This window comes from Streptomyces sp. NPDC107538 (assembly GCF_055657445.1).
Window position 1 is genome coordinate 1,019,790 of sequence record NZ_JBVKAY010000001.1, and the last position, 16,073, is coordinate 1,035,862.

Consider the following 16,073-nt stretch of genomic DNA (forward strand, 5'->3'; position numbering starts at 1 on the left):
ACCTGTCCGCGCACCCTCCGGACCGCCGGGTGCCGGGCACGCGCGGCGACGCCCCGGACACCGCTCGCACCCGGGGGCGCACGGCCCGGGGCCCGCGGGTGCGTGCCCGGAGTCAGGCCTGGGTGTGCCGTACGCACGCCGCGACGACCTCGCGCAGGCTCCCCGTCCGCTCCAGCACCTCGCGCTGCACCCGGGCCCCGTTGCCGCGCCCCATCAGCGCGGCGACCGCCTCCCGGACCAGATCGGCGTCCCCGTGGTCGACGAGCGCGTCGTCGACGTGGTCGAGGAGCGCGCGGATCACGTCGACGGCGGGCCGGGGCCGCATCGTCGAGGGGTCGAGCAGGTTCGCCGTCATCCCGGAGCGGGAGGCCCGCCAGGTGGCCAGCCGCAGCAGCCCCGTGCTGTGGCCGAGCGGCTCGGCACCGGCCCGCCACTCCCGGGCCGCCGTCTCCACCAGCCCCCGGGCGAGGGCCGCGACGAGGACCGCGGTGTCGGGGTGCAGACAGACGTCCGCGACCCGGATCTCCACGGTCGGATACCGCTGGGACAGCCGCGCGTCGAAGTAGACCATGCCCTCGTCGCGCACGACACCCGTGGCGATCAGATCCTCGACGCAGCGGTGATAGCTATCCGCCGAGCCGAGGACGTCCGTCGGCCCGGCCATCGGCCACATGTCCCACACCTGGCTGCGATAGCTGGCGTACCCGGTGTCGTGGCCCTGCCAGAAGGGCGAGTTGGCGCTCAGGGCTCGCAGCACCGACAGCCACGGCCGGATCCGGTCCAGGACCGCGACCGCCTCCTCGTCGGACTCCACCGACACATGGACATGGCAGCCGCAGACCAGCTGCACCTGGGTGGACAGGCCGAACTCCCGTGCCATCCACCGGTACCTGCTGTTCATGGTGATCGTCGGGCTCACCGGCAGCGGCGACGTGGCCAGCGCCACGACCGCGCCGCCCAGCCCCTCCGCGTGGCGCGCCGCGTCCTTGCGGCAGCGGATGATCTCCGCCCCGAGATCGGCCATCGACGACTGCGGATGCGTGGCGAACTCCACCTGCTCGTCGTGGAGCTCCTTCTCGAACACGTCCTGCCCCGAGCCCTCCTTCGCGGCCCGGGCGAGCACCGCGGCGGCCCGCGCCTGTGGCTCTCCGCTCTCGGGATCCACGAGCAGGAGTTCCTCTTCGACTCCGACGGTACGCACGTCATCCGGCCCTTCCGCGTGAGGTCGCTGGGTGGTGACTTGCCGTGTGCCCTCGGACGATGCCGGGACACCTCACCGGGCGGAACGGGTGCCCCACCCGTGTACGCGAGGACGGTCCGGGTACCCGTGGGGCGCTTCGGGAGCCGTGCCGGACGCGCACGGCACCCTGTCCGCGACACGGAGGAGGAGAACGTGACCAGCAGCACCGAGACGGGCCGTGTGACCGGTACCGCCGACAAGGACTACAACCTGATCTGGTACGTCGAGGCCTGCCTGGACAACGCGCTGCGCCTGGAGACCTACATCCAGGACGCGGAGCGGGAGAAGGACACCGAGGTGGTCGAACTGTTCCGCAAGGCGCAGGCCGACAGCCGCAAGGGTGCCGACCTCGGCAAGCGGCTGCTGCGCCGGCGCCTGGACGGCTGACCGCCGTCCCGGGCCGGCCACGGTTCGGGAGACCATCGGACACTCCGTTCCCGGTACAGCGCCATTGTGGGCACGGCGCGTGCCGTCACGCGAACCGGAGGGTGTGGACTTCCCGTCCCCTGGCGCCGGGGGGGGGGGGGCGGAGCCGGAGGACGGCGCCGGAAAAGACAAAGGCAAGGAGGTCGCCGCTCCTTGCCACTCTCAACGTATAGCGCACCCGGGGGCTTGCGGCAAGACCCCGCCCGTGCCGCAGAATCGCCGACCGAGGCGAGAAGCCGAGAAGGCGAGAGGCCTCGAAGAGGCGAGAATCTGCGCACATGGGGGTTGAGATGATCGACGTCATCGTCGTCGGCGGCGGACCGACCGGGCTGATGCTGGCGAGCGAACTGCGGCTGGCCGGGGTCGAGACGGTCGTTCTGGAGAGGCTCACCGAGCCGACCGGGGAGTCCCGGGGGCAGGGCCTGCACGCGCGCAGTGTCGAGGTGATGGACCAGCGCGGTCTGCTGGACCGGTTCCTCGCGGTCAGCAAGAAGTTCCAGGTCGGCGGGCTCTTCGGCGGCATCATGAAACCGTGGCCGGAGAGCCTGGACACGGCCCACGCGTACGGCGTGGCCACCCCGCAGCCGGTCACCGAGCGCATCCTCCAGGAGCGCGCCCTCGAACTCGGCGCCGACCTCAGGCGCGGCCACGAACTGATCGGTCTGAGCCAGGACGAGCACGGCGTGACCGCCGAACTGGCGGACGGCACCCGGCTCGGCGCACGCTACCTCGTGGGCTGCGACGGAGGCCGCAGCACGGTGCGCAAGCTGCTCGGTGTCGGCTTCCCGGGCGAGCCCGCCAGGGTCGAGACCCTGCTGGGGGACATGCGGGCGACCGAGGACCCGGAGACGATCGCCGCGGCCGTCGCGGAGGTCGCCAAGACCCAACTGCGGTTCGGCCTCGCCCCGTTGGGGGACGGGCACTATCGCGTCATCGTGCCCGCCGACGGCGTGGCCGAGGACCGTGCGGCCCCGCCGACCCTCGACGACTTCCGGCGGCGGCTGCGGGCCTTCGCGGGCACCGACTTCGGGGTGCACTCCCCGCGCTGGCTCTCCCGGTTCGGCGACGCCACCCGGCAGGCCGAGCGCTACCGGGTCGGCCGGGTCCTGCTGGCCGGCGACGCGGCGCACATCCACCCGCCGACCGGCGGACAGGGGCTCAACCTCGGGGTGCAGGACGCCTTCAACCTGGGCTGGAAGCTGGCCGCCGCGGTCAACGGCTGGGCCCCGGAAGGGCTGTTGGACACTTACCACGCCGAACGGCACCCGGTGGGCGCCCGGGTCCTGGACAACACCCGCGCGCAGATCACCCTGCTCGGCTCCGAGGCCGGGCCGACCGCGCTGCGGGACCTGCTGTCGCGGCTGATGGACTTCGAGGACGTGAACCGGTACATCACCGGAATGATCACCGCCGTCGACGTCCGCTACGACCTCGGCGAGGGCCACGACCTGCTCGGCCGCCGGATGCGGGACGTCCAGCTGAAGCGGGGGCGCCTGTACGAGCTGACACACGACGGCCGCGGCCTGCTGCTCGACCGGACCGGCGGGCTCTCGGTGGAGGGCTGGGCGGACCGCGTCGACCACGTCGTCGACACCGCCGAGGAACTGGACGCGCCCGCGGTGCTGCTCCGCCCCGACGGCCACGTGGCCTGGGCCGGCGAGAACCAGCGCGACCTGCTCGCCCACCTCCCGCGCTGGTTCGGCACACCCACCGGCTGAACGAGACCGCAAGGGGCGGCACGGGCGGCTCGCGCACAGGGGCGCTCCGGGGCGGCCCGACCGACGGGGGAGCGCCCGGGAGGCGCGGGCCGGTTCGTGCCGCCCGGGGGTGTGGGCCGGTTCGTGCCGCCCGGGGGACGGGCCGATTCGTGTCGCCCGGGCCCCTCGTAGGCCCGCCGCCCGGGCCCCGCGTGGGCCGGTTCGTGCCGCCACGAGGCTCCGGACGGTTGCCGGGGCCGTCCCGTCCCGCGCACGATGCTGCGATGACCTCGCCTCCCGTCGTACGCCCGTACCGCCCCGAGGACCACGACGCCCTCCACGAGATCTGTATCCGGACCGCCCACAACGGCGGCGACAGCCGCACGGCCTACAAGGACCCCGACGTGTTCCCGGCCACCTTCGCCGCACCGTACGCCCACCTGGAACCGGAGCTGACCTTCGTCCTCGACGACGGTCACGGGCAGGCCGTCGGCTACATCCTCGGCACCGCGGACACCCCCGCCTTCGTAGAGGACTTCCGCACCACGTGGCTGCCCCTGGTCGAGGACCGCTTCCCACCGCCCGCCGGCCCACCCGCCACACCGGACGAGGAGATCGTCCACCTCCTGCACCACCCCGAGCGCATGATCCTGCCCGAACTCGCGGCCTACCCCGCCCACTTGCACATCGACCTGCTCCCCCCGTGGCAGGGCCGGGGCCACGGCCGCGCCCTGACGCACACCTTCCTCCGGGCCCTGCACACCGCGGGGGTCCCGTCCGTTCACCTCTCGATGCTCACCGCCAACACTCCCGCCCGCGCCTTCTACGACCGCCTCGGCTTCCACGAGATAGCCGTCCCGGACCCCGGGCCGGTGACCTATCTGGGGCGCCCCGTGATCGACAGCTGACCGCCGCCGTCCTCGGAGGAAGGTCAGCGGACGGCGGCCAGGACATGGCTCGGGCCCACCTGCCAGACCGGGCCGACATGGTCGAAGCCCGCCTCGCGGAGCAGGGCGACATGGCCGGACAGGGTCAGGTCGTTGCCCTCGCAGCGGGGACGGCCGCCCTCGTCGGGCCGGGAGAGGAGCGGGGCCAGCTCCGGGTCGGTGGCCGCGCTCGACCACCAGGACTCCCAGTCCTCGTCGAGGGGCGCGGCACTGCGCGCGGCCCGGCGCCGTCCGATGTCGAGCGCGAGTTCGGACACCTTTGCCGAGTCCGGGCTGATGTGGTCACCGTTGATCAGGATGCCGCCGGGCCGCAGCAGCCCGGCGAGTTCCCGGTAGACCCGGCGCAGGGTGTCAGTGCCCAGGTAGTGCAGGGCGGTGGTCGACACCACCGCGTCCACGGGGCGGGCCAGGGCCAGCGTGTCCAGCCAGCCGGGTGCGCCGATCAGGGTCCTGACGTACCTGAGGGCGCTGCCGTAGTGGGCGCTGCCCAGTTCCAGCAGGAGCGGATCCGCGTCCACGGCGAGCACCTCGGCCGTGGGCAGCCGGCCGGCGAGGCGGGCCGCCAGACAGCCCGGGCCGCTGCCCAGGTCGAGGACGAGGGGTGCGGGGCAGTCGCGCGTCACATGCTCGACCAGGTCCGCGATGACCTCGAACCGTTCCTCGCGGTCGACCGCGTACCGCCGCTGCTGACGTTCCCAGCGCTCCACCCATCGCGCCGCCGTCGCCGTGCTCAGATCCATGCCGGTCGCACTGCCTCCGTCTCGACTCGCTTCCGCTCATGGAAATCATTGCAGATTAGCGAGGGCGGAGAGCAACTCGTCGATCTCCTGGGGGGTGTTGTAGACATGCAGACTCACCCGGACCGACCCGTCCGCCGCCTCGCGGCCCGCCTGGCAGTGGCCGTCCGTCCGCACCATGAAGCCATGGCTGAACAGGATGAACCCCAGGTCCCGCGAGTCGATCGCGCGATGCCGGAAGGTGACGAGACTGCGGCGCCGCTGCACCTCGCTGCCGACCGTCAGACTGGACCGGCAGCCGAGCACCTCGTAGGCCTCCATCCGGGCCAGTCCGTCCGTGAGCCGGGAGGTCAGGTCCACCGTCCAGCGCTCGATCCGGTCGGTTCCGGCGGCGTCCAGCCAGTCGAGCGCCGCCGTCAGCGAGACGACGCCGACCGTGTTGGGGGTGCCGCTCCAGCCACCGGGCCGGAAGGCCGGCCCCCGCAGATTCCGGGACCACACCGCACCCGTACCGGGCAGCGCCATCGCCTTGTGCCCGGAGAACACCACGAAGTCGACGTCGAGCGCCGCTGTCGAGAGCGGCAGATGGCCGACGCTCTGCGCGGCGTCCAGACAGATCGGCACCTCCGGCCCGACCACCCGCCGAATCCGGTGCACGTTCATGTCGACGCCGTAGACGTGATGCACGTGCGTCGCCGCCACGAAGCGGGTGCGCGGGCCGACGGCCTCGGCGAGCGCCCCGGGGTCGTAGTCGCCCGAACTCTCCTGGTACGGCAGTTCCCGCACCCGGACGCGCACGCCCCGTCGGGCGAGCAGGTCCCGCGCCTCCAGCCACGGTGACAGGTTCGCCTGGTGGTCGGCGAACGGGACCACGATCTCGTCGCCGTCGGTGAGCAGTTCCGCCAGCCAGTCCCGGGCGACGCTCCGCAGCCCCTCGGTGGTCCCACCGGTGAAGTGCACCGAGGACCGCGCCGGTTCGGGATCGGCCAGGAACTCCTTGACCCGGTCGCGGGCGTGCTCCACCAGCCCCGTCGTGGTGTTCGCCCACGGATACGAACCCCGCCCGGCGTTGGCGTTCGAGGTCGTCAGATACGTCTGTACGGCGTCCAGGACCGGCTGCGGCTTCTGGCTGGTGGCCGCGCTGTCGAGGTACGCCAGCTCCGGGTGCCCGGCGACGATCGGGAACTGGGCGCGCAACGACCGCTGCCACTCGGCCGGTTCCACCGCTTCTGCCGGTCGTGCGACGGGATCGGTCATGTCAGTCACGCACCAGCGGCGCGCCGGCGTCCCGCCAGGCGATGATGCCGCCCGCCAGGCTGCGCACGTCGGGGTGCCCCATCCGGGTCAGCAGGGCCGCGTACCGGGCCGACTTCTCCCCGACCGGGCACGCGAGCAGCACCGGCTGCCGCTTCCCGAAGGGCAGCCCGCCCCGCAGGAGTTCCTCGAAGAGCTCGTCGACGATGTTCACCGAACCGTCGATGTGCAGCGCCGCGTACGCGAAGGGGCCGCGCAGGTCGACCACGAGGGGGCGCTGCGCGGCGATCCACTTCTGGGCGTCCTCGACGTCGATGACCGTCGCCGAGCGGACCTCGGTGTCGGTCAGCGTGGTGACCGAGTTCTTCGCGGGCGGGCGGCCCAGCAGATCCGGGCGGCGCTGCCGGACGTAGTCGAGATAGCTCTCCACCCGGTCGCAGACGATGAACACCGCCGTCCTGCGCTCCGTCAACCCGGCGTCCAGGGCACGCAGATGACGGACCCCGCCGTAGTACGCCGCCCCTCCGGTGGGGCCGGCGAGCAGGCCGCAGCGGCGCAGCAGGGTGAGCATCCCGTCGATGGCCTCCTCGGCGCTCACCGCCTCCAGCGTGTCGTAGGTCGCCGGGTCGAAGATGCCGACCTCCTGCACCTCGTCGACGGTACGGATGCCGGGGATGAAGTCCGCCTTGCGGCCCACCAGTCCGACGACCCGCACCGCCGGGTCGTGCGCGCGCAGGGCGCGGGCCACGCCCGTGGAGGAGCCGGCGGTGCCCACACAGGCGATGAACCAGTCGGGGGCACGGCCGTCGAGGTCGGCGATGATCTCCGGGCCCGTCCCGGTGGCGTGGGCCTCGGTGTTGAGGTCGTTGAAGTACTGGTCCGTGTGCAGATGGGCGCCGCCGGGGCGGTTCAGCCGCTGGTGGAAGAGGGTCAGCGGATCGTCCGTGTCGGTCGGGTCGAGACATTCGCTCCGGCCGGGCAGTTCCTCGATCTCGGCGCCGAGCAGCAGGAGCAGGTCCTTGATCTCGGGGATCCGCATCCGGTTGGTGACACTCTTGAACGGCAGCCCGTGCAGGCCCGCGATGAGGGCCAGGGCCTTGGCGGTGTTCCCGCTGGACAGCTCCACGATCGTCTCGCCGCGCTCCTTGGCGCCGGCCAGCTCCCGCCGGGTCATGCTCCACGCCGCCCGGTCCTTCAGCGAGCCGAACGGGTTGAGCATCTCCAGCTTCGCGTAGAGGTCGATGTTGCGCAGCCCGTGGACGGCCGGGTCGATCCGGACCAGCGGTGTGTCGCCGATGGCGTCGGTGATGCTGTCGTACCTCATCCCTGCGGTTCCCCCGTACGGTCGAACGGCCAGTACTCCTCGTCCAGGCACCACCGCCACCGCCCCGCCTCCTCGTGGACGGCCACCTTCCGTGCCAGGGGCTGCTGTTGGGCGTGGGTGGCGCCGAAGTCCATGCAGTAGCCGGCCGTGTTGACGAAGGCGAGGAGATCGCCGGGGCGCGGCGGCCGGGGCAGGTACACGGTGCGGCGGGTGATCAGATCCGCCTCCAGGCAGAGGTTGCCCATGAGGTGCACCGCCACCGGGTCCGACGCGTCGGGCGGGGCCGGGGCGCGGGGCACGAGGACGGGGTCCATCAGCACCCCGTGGTCCTCCAGGCCCACGTCCCCCGCGTTCATGGCCAGCCGCACCATGGGTTCGCCCGTGTCCGTGGCCCGGACCTCCAGGACCCTGCCGAGGGTGAGCCCGCAACTGTCGGCCAGGGCCCGGCCGGGCTCGACGTAGAGGTCGTACAGGCTCTCCAGGAGCAGGGTGCCCAGGGGGCGGCCCAGGCCCGGCGCGGGGAGGGAGAGCAGGTCGTCCAGATACGCGGCGCCGGCCGTGGGCCGATGGGCCGGGTACAGGCTCAGGGCGCCCTTGAGGGTGCCGTTCTCGGCCCGGAGACCGTAGCCGTGGCCGCCCCGGGTCAGCGGCGGGCGGCGGCCCATGACGGCGCCGGTCAGCTCGGTGGTCCAGCGTTCCCACTGGGCCGCGTGCGCCAGGTAGTTGACTCCGTAACCGCCGCCGATGTCGATGGCGCGCGGCTGGGAGCCCTGGATCCGTAACTCCTCCATGGCCCGCAGACAGCCTTCGAGGGCCGCCGCCTTCTCGTCCGGGCTCGTGGTGTCGAGGTGGTAGCCGACGCCGATCGGATCCAGCTCTTCCCGGTGCCGTGCGAGGACGTCGAGCAGCTGGTGCAGGGACTTCACCGGCGTACCGAAACGGCTCTCGCGGACGAGCCGTCTGGCGCCGGGCGCCTCGAAGCCGGACAGCCGCAACAGGACGCGGACGCGCGGCAGTCCATGGGTCCGGACCAGGTTCGCCGCCCGCTCCAGCTCGGCCGGGCCGTCGGCGTTGAGACAGGCCCCGCCGCGCACGGCGAGCCAGAGGAACGCCGGGTCCTTCGGACCGGTCGCCATGATCCGGGACCCCGTGAAACCGGACCCGAGAGCGTGCCGCAGCTCGTCGAGCGACGCGACGTCGATGTCCGCGTCCGTCGTGGTCAGCCGGCGTATCAGGGAGCTGGAACGGTTCGCCTTGTGGGCGAAGAAGATCCGCCCGGCGAGCCGGTGGTGGTCGAGGACCGAACGGAAGCGCCGTACGTTGTCGGCCGTCTCGTCCGGCAGCAGGACGTTCAGCGGGGAGCCGAGGGCGTCCACGAGGGTGTGCAGGAAGGGTGCCGCGTCCAGGAGGGCCGCTGTGCGCGGTTCCAGCCGTGGTGCCAGGTACAACGGGTCGTCGCGCATCCCAGATGTTCCTCCCCACCGAGGAAGAAGACGTACCGGTGCCTGCGGGTGGTCATGACGACCGTAACCCTCCCCCCGCCGGGCCTCGGGAAATCGGGCGCGGTGGGGGAGGGGCCGTTTCCCGACGTCCGACGGCTGGAACCGGCCGGTCGGGGAGGGGCGAGGAGTTGAGGGATGAACGAATCGAGAGGGCGGAGGGGGCCGCCGGTTTCAGGGAATCAACCGGCGCGGAGGGGGAGGCTCATCAGGATCGCGTCCCGGTCGTCGCCCGGGGCGATCCGCAGCGCTCCGGGCCACCGGCCGACCTCCACCCAGCCCACCTTGCGGTAGAAGTCCTCCAGGCCCACCCCGCCCCGGGTGGAGAGCATGAGCCGCTCCAGGCCCATCTCGTCACGGGCGACGGCATGGACGCGGTGCATCAGCGCGGCGCCGATCCCCAGGCCCCGGAAGCGGGGATGCGTCTGGACGTGGTTGACCGTCCCGCAGTGCGCGCCGAGCCGGTGCGGCTCCCGGCGGACGATCAGCCAGCCCGCGAGCGCGCCGCCGACCGTGGCGACGAGGAGTCGGCCGTGCCCCGGGTGCAGGCCCCGCACGAGCCCGTCCACCACTGGGACCACGTCGTGCGCGCTCACCGGCAGCGGGGGGAACTCGGTGGCGAGGACCGCGCCGCCCGCGTTCGCCACGACCTCCCAGCAGTCGGCGATCTCCCGTCTGAGCCCCGGGGTGACCTCCCCGGGGCTCGTCAACTGCAGGAACTCCGAGACCTGATGCACCGTCATGGCCGTCAGCCTCGCACACGCGCCGCCGGGCACCTGTACGCCGAGCACCCCCGCCGCCGGCTCCGGGCCGGGCCCGGGGCTACGGCTTCGCCCTGACCAGCCCCGCGTCGTACGCCATGATCACGGCCTGGATGCGGTCACGGGCGCCGATCTTGGCGAGGACCCGGCCGACGTGCTTCTTCACGGTGGACTCGGTGAGGACGAGCCGTTCGGCGATCTCCGCGTTGGTCCAGCCCTGGCCGATGGCGACCAGCACCTCGTGCTCGCGGTCGCTGAGGGTCCCCAGCCGGGGGTCGGCCGGCAGCGGGGTGCCCGTCGGGGCGAGTACTTGGTGGGCGTAGGCGTCGAGGAGCCGCCGGGTGAGACTGGGGGCCACGACCGCGTCCCCGGTGGCGACCGCGTGGATACCGGCGACGAGTTCCTCGGGGCGGGCGTCCTTGAGCAGGAAGCCGCTGGCGCCGGCCCGCAGCCCCTCGTACGCGTATTCGTCGAGGTCGAAGGTGGTCACGATGAGGACGCGGGTGCGGCCGCCGGAGGCCACGATCCGGCGGGTGGCCTCCAGACCGTCCATGCCGGGCATACGGATGTCCATGAGGACGACGTCCGGGCGCAGTCGTGAGGCGAGGCGGACGGCCTCGGCGCCGTGTTCGGCCTCGCCGACCGGGGTGAGGCCGGGGGTGCCCTGGAGGAGCATGCGGAAGCCGAGACGCTGCAGGGGCTGGTCGTCGGCGATCAGCACGGTGGTCATGGCAGAGGGTCTCCTGAGGCCGGCCGGGCGGGCGGATCGGGGGGTGCCGGGGACGCGGCGGGTGTGGGAGGGGCGGGTGGCGCCGGGGACGCGGGGGGTGCGGGGGGTGCGTCGAGCAGGGCGTCCACGATCCAGCCGTGGCCGGTGTCGCGGGGGCCGATGGTGACGGTGCCGCCGTACAGGGCGGCCCGCTGCCGGATGCCGACCAGTCCGTGCCCCGGGTCGTCGCCCCCGGGCTCCGGCTCCGCGCGGCCGGGCGGGTCCGCCGGTACGCCGGTGTCGGCGACCCGGACGCGTACGGTGCCGGACTCGGCGCTCACCCCGACCTCGGCCGCGGCGCCCGTACCGGCGTGTTTGAGGGTGTTGGTCAGGGCCTCCTGGACGATGCGGTACACGGCCAGCTGCACACCGCTGCCGAGCGCGTCCAGATCGCCGACGGTCCGGAAGGTGACGGGCAGGCCCGCCGCGCGGACCCGCGCCAGCAGGGGGTCCAGATCGCGGATGCCGGGCTGCGGGCCGAGCAGCCGCTCGTCGTCCTGGCCCTCGCGCAGCACGCCCAGGACCCGGCGGAGTTCCCCCATCGCCTGGCGGCCGGTGTCGCCCAGGATGCGCAGGGCGTCGGCCGACTCCTCGCCCCGGTGGGCGGCGAGCACCGCGGCGCCGTCGGCGACGCTCACCATGACGGAGAGGTTGTGGCCGACGATGTCGTGCATCTCGCGGGCCACCCGGGAGCGCTCGGCGGCGGCGGTGAGCCGGACGCGCTGGTCGCGCTCGACATCCAGCCGCGTCGCGCGGTCCTCCAGGGTCGCCAGATACATCCGGCGGATCCGCAGGGTGAGGCCGAGGGTGACGGCCGCCGTGGCCGTCCCCAGCAGGAAGAACAGGCCGAGCAGCGGATGCTCGATCCGCCCCAGGAACCAGACCACGGCGACCAGTTCACCGGCGGTCACCGCCACGGCCCAGCCCAGCAGCCGCAGCGAGCCGTGCAGGGCCAGGCTGTACAGGGCGACGAGCATGCTGATCCCGGCCTGCTGCCAGATGTCCAGCGACCACTGGACGACGGAGACCGCCGCGATCACGAAGTAGGTGACGGCGGGCACCCGGCGCCGCCACCACAGCGGGAGGATCAGCGCGGCGGCCAGCACGAACGGGACGGCGGCGGGCAGGTCGGTGCGGTACTCCATCTCCCCGAAGGGGCCGCCGTTCCCGTCGCGCATGAGGAGGTCGGGCAGGCTGAGCAGGGCCACGACCAGCACCACCGCCGTGTCGAGCAGCCAGGGGTACCGCTGGTCCAGCTGCCGCCGCCGACGCTGCCCGTGCAGCATCCGACCCAGGACCGGGTGCCAGGCGGCGTCGTACCCCGGGGACGGCGGGAGAGCCGTCCCCGGGGGCGACTGCGCGCCGGGTGTCGCGCGGTGCGGACTCATGGTCCTCATTGTCCTCGCTCTCGCAGGTCGGGCGGCGTCCGTGGTCCCGGAGGTGGGAAGCCGGTGGGCCGGGCGCCGGGCGCCGGGCGCCGGGGGTCGGGGGCCGGAGTGCCGGTGGGGCCCGGAGCGGGGAGGCCGGCGGGCCTGGAGGCTGAGCGCCGGTGGGCCGGTGGGGGCCCGGGGCGGGCGGGGAGGCCGGCGGGCCTGGAGCCTGGGCGCCGGCGGGCCTGGAGGCTGGGCCCCGGCCCCGTGGGCCACCGGCCGGGGCCGGGCAGTCCGGGGGCCCCGGGTCAGGCGTCCGTGCGGGCCAGCCGGTACGCCGCTCCCGCGAGGGCCAGGGCCACCCAGCCGGCGAAGACCGCGAGCCCCTGTCCGGGCGAGAGGGAGTTCGCGGACTCGGTGAGGGCGTAGACCGCCGACCCGGCGTTGCTGGGGAAGTAGGGGGTGAGCGTGTCGTACCAGGAGTCCGGCAGCAGTGTGGCGAGCCCGGGGAGGATGAGCAGGATGCCGACCAGGGCCGCGATGGCTCCGGCGGAGGAGCGCAGCAGGACGCCCAGGGCCACCCCGAACACGGCGACCAGGCCGAGATAGACGCCGGCTCCGGCCAGGCCGCGCAGCACCCCGTCGTCGCCCAACGAGAGGGAGATCTTCTCGCCGTCCAGGCCGGGCACGCCCAGCTGGAACGCGGCCAGCGCGCCGACCGTGGTGAGCACCAGCGCGATCACCCCGATCACGGCGCTCTTGGACCACAGCACCGGCAGCCGGCGCGGCACCGCGGCGAGCGTGGACCGGATCATGCCGGTGCTGTACTCGCCGGCCGACAGCAGCACCCCGAGGACGCCGACCGCCAGGGACGCGAAGGTCACCCCGGTCAGCGCCAGACTGACCGCGTCGCTGTCGCCGGACCCCTGTCCGGGCGGCCCGTCGGCGACGACATCGGGGCTGTAGGTGTAGCTGGCGATGGCCCCGAACAGGATCAGCAGCACCAGGGCCACCCCGAGGGTGATCCAACTGGACCGCAGCGACCAGAACTTGGCCCACTCCGAGCGCAGCACCCGCAGGCCGGTCACCTTGTGCACTCTGGTGCGGGCGGGGACCACGGAGAGATCGGTGGCGGTCATCAGGCGGCCTTTCGCGCGGGCTCGGCGGGAGCGCTCTGGTATTCGACGGCGTCATGGGTGAGTTGCATGAAGGCCTCCTCCAGGGAGACGGCCTGCGGGGTGAGTTCGTAGAGCGGCACCCCGTGCTCGGCGGCGATCGCGCCGATCTCCCGGGCGTCCAGGCCCGCGACGATCAGTTCCTCGGTGGCGGAGGAGCTGATGGTGACGTCCGGACCGGCCAGCAGCGAACGCAGCTTCAGCGGCTCGGTGGTGGCGACCTTCACCCCGCCGCCGCCCGCGTCCCGGACGAAGTCGTCCACGGTGGTGTCGGCCAGCAGCCGCCCCCGCCCGATGATCACCAGATGGTCAGCGATCAGCGCGGTCTCGCTCATCAGGTGCGAGGAGAGCATCACGGCCCGGCCCTCGTCGGCCAGTCGGCGCAGGAGGTTGCGCACCCACAGGACGCCCTCCGGGTCGAGGCCGTTGACCGGCTCGTCGAGCATCACCACCGCCGGGTCGCCGAGCAGCGCGGCGGCGATCCCGAGCCGCTGTCCCATCCCGAGGGAGAAGGCGCCCACCCGCTTCCCGGCCACGCTGGTCAGCCCGGCCAGCTCGATCACCTCGTCCACCCGGCCGCGCGAGATGCCATGGGTGTGCGCCAGGGCCATCAGATGGTTGACCGCGGTCCGCCCGGGGTGGACCGACTTGGCCTCCAGCAGTGAGCCGATCTCGTGCAGCGGCGCCGCGTGCCGGGCGTAGGACCGCCCGTTGACGGTGACCGTGCCCGCGGTGGGGGAGTCCAGTCCGATGATCATGCGCATGGTCGTGGACTTGCCCGCGCCGTTGGGTCCCAGGAACCCGGTCACCTCACCGGCCTTGACGGTGAAGCTCAGGTGGTCGACGACCGTCTTGTCCCCGTACCGCTTCGTCAGCTCACGCGCTTCGATCATGACAGTGGGCCTTCCTCGCCTCGCGACGGGCCGCGATTCCCCCGCGGCCTCCGCCATCGAAACTACGAGCCGGGCCGCCCGCCGCCCTGGGACCCCGGGGGACTCTTCGGCACCCCGCTGGTACCGCGGTACCAGCGGGGCGTCATCCTTCTGTCGCACCCCCGGTATTCGGTGTATTCGGTGGGTGGATGACAGGCATCCAGAGAATCGATTTCGCAGATCACGGGGTGGGGCACCACATTGGGTCCATGCGCTTCGCCTCCTACGCACACCGGCACCGACGCCGGGTCGCCGTCCTCGCACCGGACGGCACCCTCCACCCCGTCCCCGGAACGGACTCGCTGACCGAGCTGATCCGCCGTCACGAGGGCCTCGACGTCCTCCTCGCGGCCGGCGCCGCCGCACTCGACGGACCCGCGGGCCCCCGGCTGTCCGACGTACGGCTGCTCGCGCCCCTGGAGCCGCCCACGCTCCGGGACTTCGTCACCTTCGAGGAACACGTCGAGGGCGTACGCCGGTCCGTGGACGGCGTGGGCGGGGTACCGGAGGCCTGGTACGACGTGCCGACGTTCTACTTCACCAACCCGTACGCCGTCATCGGCCCCCACGACGACGTCCCCGTGCCCCCGGGCTCCCAACTCCTCGACTTCGAACTGGAGGTCGCCGCCGTCATCGGCCGCGAGGGCCGCGACCTCACCCCCGAGCGGGCCCGTGACCACATCGTCGGCTACACGATCCTCAACGACTGGTCCGCCCGCGACCTCCAGTCCCGCGAGATGCGGGTGGGGCTCGGCCCCTGCAAGGGCAAGGACACCGCCGCCACCCTCGGCCCGTACCTGGTCACCGCCGACGAGCTGGAGCCGTACCGGGACGCGGACGGCTTCCTCCGGCTGGCGCTCACCGCCTCCGTGAACGGCGAGACCGTCGGCGAGGACCTGCTGTCGAACATGAGCTGGACCTTCGAGGAGATGACCGCCTACGCCTCGCGTGGCACCCCGGTCCGCCCCGGCGACGTGCTCGGCTCGGGCACCTGCGGCAACGGCGGCTGCCTCGCCGAACTGTGGGGCCTGCGCGGCGAACGCGTCCCGCCGCAGCTCAAGCCCGGCGACACCGTCACCCTCACCGTCGAGGGCATCGGCAGCGTCTCCAACACCGTGGTCGCGGGCGTCGCCCCGGTGCCGCTGCCGGCCGCCCGCCGCCGCACCCGGGAGCGGCCGTGACCGGCCCGCGCGCCGGGCGGCTGCACGGCAAGGTCGTGGTCGTCACCGGCGCCGCACGCGGCCAGGGGGCCGCCGAAGTGGAAGCGCTCGCCCGGGAGGGCGCCCTGGTCGTCGCCACCGATGTACAGCCGACGGGCGGCTGCCGCCGCCTCGACGTGACGAGCGACGCGGAGTGGGCCGAACTCGCCGCCGAACTGCGGGAGTCGTACGGCCGGGTCGACGGCCTGGTCAACAACGCCGGCATCACCTGGCGGGCCCGCCTCGGCGAGGTCGACCCCGAGGACTTCGCCCGCGTCCACGCGGTCAACGTCACCGGGCCCCTCCTCGGCATCCAGCATCTCGCCCCGCTGATGCCCTCCGGCTCCTCGATCGTCAACGTCGGCTCGCCCGCCGCCCTCACCGGCCACTATCCGGTCGCGTACACGGCCAGCAAATGGGCGCTGCGCGGTCTGACGAAGACGGCCGCCACCGAACTCGGGCCGCGCGGCATCCGCGTCAACATCATCCATCCGGGCTTCATCGAGACCGAGATGACCGCCTCCGCGGCCCCGGAGTTCCGCGAGGCGACCGTGCGCGAGACCCCGCTCGGCCGGACCGCCGATGTCGAGGAGGTCGCCCCGGTCGTGGTGTTCCTCCTCTCCGACGACGCCTCCTTCGTCACCGGCGCCGAGATCCCGGTCGACGGCGGTCTGACCGCCCACGGCGGCACCAAGTCCATCTCGGACACCCTGCGTTCGAGACGGCCCCCGGCATGACCGTCC

The 16,073-nt window shown here is 73.2% G+C and carries 15 protein-coding genes; 5 read left to right on the forward strand and 10 right to left on the reverse strand.

Going from position 1 to position 16,073, the window contains the following annotated elements; translation table 11 throughout:
* Positions 1 to 112: 112 nt before the first annotated feature.
* On the reverse strand, positions 113 to 1,201 hold the full coding sequence (locus ACZ7MG_RS04490; RefSeq protein ID WP_471392483.1) for a glutamate--cysteine ligase 2: 1,089 nt from the start codon (positions 1,199 to 1,201) through the stop codon (positions 113 to 115).
* Positions 1,202 to 1,393: 192 nt separating this feature from the next.
* Here ACZ7MG_RS04490 and ACZ7MG_RS04495 point away from each other — a divergent pair, with 192 nt between their 5' ends.
* The 3 genes from ACZ7MG_RS04495 to ACZ7MG_RS04505 all read left to right on the forward strand — a co-directional run bounded on the left by ACZ7MG_RS04495 (position 1,394) and on the right by ACZ7MG_RS04505 (position 4,271).
* Entirely contained in the window at positions 1,394 to 1,627 is a 234-nt protein-coding gene (locus ACZ7MG_RS04495; protein ID WP_471392486.1) for a hypothetical protein, read from the forward strand.
* Between the two features lie 329 nt (positions 1,628 to 1,956).
* Positions 1,957 to 3,384 (forward strand): rifampin monooxygenase, encoded by a 1,428-nt coding sequence (rox, locus tag ACZ7MG_RS04500; RefSeq protein ID WP_471392809.1) that lies wholly within the window; start codon positions 1,957 to 1,959, stop codon positions 3,382 to 3,384.
* Positions 3,385 to 3,647: 263 nt separating this feature from the next.
* Positions 3,648 to 4,271, forward strand: a complete 624-nt coding sequence (locus tag ACZ7MG_RS04505) for a GNAT family N-acetyltransferase (RefSeq protein WP_471392489.1) — start codon at positions 3,648 to 3,650, stop codon at positions 4,269 to 4,271.
* A gap of 23 nt (positions 4,272 to 4,294) precedes the next feature.
* On the opposite strand, the gene ACZ7MG_RS04510 is transcribed toward ACZ7MG_RS04505, so the two are convergent.
* The 9 genes from ACZ7MG_RS04510 to ACZ7MG_RS04550 form a co-directional block, all read right to left on the reverse strand.
* The gene (locus tag ACZ7MG_RS04510; protein ID WP_471392492.1) at positions 4,295 to 5,050 is read right to left on the reverse strand and encodes a class I SAM-dependent methyltransferase; all 756 of its coding nucleotides are present in this window, start codon (positions 5,048 to 5,050) and stop codon (positions 4,295 to 4,297) included.
* A gap of 45 nt (positions 5,051 to 5,095) precedes the next feature.
* Complete coding sequence (locus ACZ7MG_RS04515) at positions 5,096 to 6,304, reverse strand: aminotransferase class V-fold PLP-dependent enzyme (RefSeq protein WP_471392495.1); 1,209 nt, start codon at positions 6,302 to 6,304, stop codon at positions 5,096 to 5,098.
* Between the two features lies 1 nt (position 6,305).
* Positions 6,306 to 7,625 (reverse strand): pyridoxal-phosphate dependent enzyme, encoded by a 1,320-nt coding sequence (locus ACZ7MG_RS04520; protein ID WP_471392498.1) that lies wholly within the window; start codon positions 7,623 to 7,625, stop codon positions 6,306 to 6,308.
* Positions 7,622 to 9,088, reverse strand: coding sequence for a type III PLP-dependent enzyme domain-containing protein (locus ACZ7MG_RS04525; protein WP_471392501.1), 1,467 nt, complete (start codon positions 9,086 to 9,088; stop codon positions 7,622 to 7,624). Before ACZ7MG_RS04525 ends, ACZ7MG_RS04520 begins: the two co-directional genes overlap by 4 nt.
* A gap of 218 nt (positions 9,089 to 9,306) precedes the next feature.
* Complete coding sequence (locus ACZ7MG_RS04530; protein ID WP_471392504.1) at positions 9,307 to 9,867, reverse strand: GNAT family N-acetyltransferase; 561 nt, start codon at positions 9,865 to 9,867, stop codon at positions 9,307 to 9,309.
* A 79-nt stretch (positions 9,868 to 9,946) separates the two neighbouring features.
* Complete coding sequence (locus ACZ7MG_RS04535) at positions 9,947 to 10,615, reverse strand: response regulator (RefSeq protein WP_471392507.1); 669 nt, start codon at positions 10,613 to 10,615, stop codon at positions 9,947 to 9,949.
* Complete coding sequence (locus ACZ7MG_RS04540; RefSeq protein WP_471392510.1) at positions 10,612 to 12,042, reverse strand: sensor histidine kinase; 1,431 nt, start codon at positions 12,040 to 12,042, stop codon at positions 10,612 to 10,614. Before ACZ7MG_RS04540 ends, ACZ7MG_RS04535 begins: the two co-directional genes overlap by 4 nt.
* Before the next feature lie 290 nt (positions 12,043 to 12,332).
* Positions 12,333 to 13,163 carry an ABC transporter permease gene (locus ACZ7MG_RS04545; RefSeq protein ID WP_471392513.1) on the reverse strand — a complete coding sequence of 277 codons (831 nt, stop codon included), beginning with the start codon at positions 13,161 to 13,163 and terminating at the stop codon, positions 12,333 to 12,335.
* Positions 13,163 to 14,092, reverse strand: coding sequence for an ABC transporter ATP-binding protein (locus ACZ7MG_RS04550; RefSeq protein WP_471392516.1), 930 nt, complete (start codon positions 14,090 to 14,092; stop codon positions 13,163 to 13,165). The genes ACZ7MG_RS04545 and ACZ7MG_RS04550 overlap by 1 nt, the downstream gene beginning before the upstream one ends.
* Positions 14,093 to 14,340: 248 nt before the next feature.
* Here ACZ7MG_RS04550 and ACZ7MG_RS04555 point away from each other — a divergent pair, with 248 nt between their 5' ends.
* Together ACZ7MG_RS04555 and ACZ7MG_RS04560 are read left to right on the forward strand one after the other, a co-directional pair.
* Positions 14,341 to 15,312: a fumarylacetoacetate hydrolase family protein gene (locus ACZ7MG_RS04555; RefSeq protein ID WP_471392518.1), complete on the forward strand. Its 972-nt coding sequence runs from the start codon at positions 14,341 to 14,343 to the stop codon at positions 15,310 to 15,312.
* Positions 15,309 to 16,067, forward strand: coding sequence for an SDR family NAD(P)-dependent oxidoreductase (locus ACZ7MG_RS04560; protein WP_471392521.1), 759 nt, complete (start codon positions 15,309 to 15,311; stop codon positions 16,065 to 16,067). Before ACZ7MG_RS04555 ends, ACZ7MG_RS04560 begins: the two co-directional genes overlap by 4 nt.
* Positions 16,068 to 16,073 lie beyond the last annotated feature (6 nt).

Bases quoted from the DNA above. Each gene is read 5' to 3' on its own strand.
- rox (WP_471392809.1), top strand. From the start codon at position 1,957: ATGATCGACGTCATCGTCGTCGGCGGCGGACCGACCGGGCTGATGCTG.
- ACZ7MG_RS04505 (WP_471392489.1), top strand. From the start codon at position 3,648: ATGACCTCGCCTCCCGTCGTACGCCCGTACCGCCCCGAGGACCACGAC.
- ACZ7MG_RS04510 (WP_471392492.1), bottom strand. From the start codon at position 5,050: ATGGATCTGAGCACGGCGACGGCGGCGCGATGGGTGGAGCGCTGGGAA.
- ACZ7MG_RS04515 (WP_471392495.1), bottom strand. From the start codon at position 6,304: ATGACCGATCCCGTCGCACGACCGGCAGAAGCGGTGGAACCGGCCGAG.
- ACZ7MG_RS04520 (WP_471392498.1), bottom strand. From the start codon at position 7,625: ATGAGGTACGACAGCATCACCGACGCCATCGGCGACACACCGCTGGTC.
- ACZ7MG_RS04525 (WP_471392501.1), bottom strand. From the start codon at position 9,088: ATGCGCGACGACCCGTTGTACCTGGCACCACGGCTGGAACCGCGCACA.
- ACZ7MG_RS04530 (WP_471392504.1), bottom strand. From the start codon at position 9,867: ATGACGGTGCATCAGGTCTCGGAGTTCCTGCAGTTGACGAGCCCCGGG.
- ACZ7MG_RS04535 (WP_471392507.1), bottom strand. From the start codon at position 10,615: ATGACCACCGTGCTGATCGCCGACGACCAGCCCCTGCAGCGTCTCGGC.
- ACZ7MG_RS04540 (WP_471392510.1), bottom strand. From the start codon at position 12,042: ATGAGTCCGCACCGCGCGACACCCGGCGCGCAGTCGCCCCCGGGGACG.
- ACZ7MG_RS04545 (WP_471392513.1), bottom strand. From the start codon at position 13,163: ATGACCGCCACCGATCTCTCCGTGGTCCCCGCCCGCACCAGAGTGCAC.
- ACZ7MG_RS04550 (WP_471392516.1), bottom strand. From the start codon at position 14,092: ATGATCGAAGCGCGTGAGCTGACGAAGCGGTACGGGGACAAGACGGTC.
- ACZ7MG_RS04555 (WP_471392518.1), top strand. From the start codon at position 14,341: ATGCGCTTCGCCTCCTACGCACACCGGCACCGACGCCGGGTCGCCGTC.